1 protein-coding gene is annotated in these 518 nt (G+C 57.9%); it reads left to right on the top strand.

Annotation, left to right across the window (positions count from 1 at the left end):
• On the top strand, positions 1 to 518 hold a 518-nt coding region (locus tag NTH01S_RS11500; RefSeq protein WP_157070979.1), incomplete at both ends, for a 2OG-Fe dioxygenase family protein.

Genomic DNA, 518 nt, shown 5'->3' with positions numbered 1-518 from the left:
CCCAGATGTTGAAGACAACCTGAAGCGAACTGGGTTCGCGCGTGTTCCGCACCACATTATGCGCCCCGCCCTTGAAGGGCTTGGCCTGCAAGATTGGACCAGCTTTGCAGAAAGCTGGAACCATCTCGGTATTGATCGTTACATGGCCGATGCTGGGCGCTACCGTCGGCGGCGTTATGCGACATTTGCCGTTGACCAAGACAACATCACCCCCAAACCACGCCAGCCCCATTATCAAAGCCGAGACCATAACGTCCTCAATGGCGGCATTGAGCGTTGGTTCAAACCCATCGCCCCGAACGTCACGGCTCATCCCGCCATGCATGCTGCCATTCGGGCGATCGCATCTCTGGCTTATGACCTAACCCCGGCCGAGAGCCGCCCCAATACATGGCATGCGGAAGTCCACCAATTCCGAATCGAAGCACTACCCGATGCTGAGGGGCGCCCCACTCCTGAGGGCATGCATAAAGACGGTGTCGACTGGGTGCTGGTCCTCATGATTGACCGCAGCAATG

The sequence above is a fragment of the Neokomagataea thailandica NBRC 106555 genome (assembly GCF_001598495.1).
Taxonomy (GTDB): Bacteria; Pseudomonadota; Alphaproteobacteria; order Acetobacterales; family Acetobacteraceae; genus Gluconobacter; species Gluconobacter thailandicus_A.
Note: the sequence above shows the minus strand (reverse complement) of the source record. Positions and strands in the feature narration are given on the sequence as shown.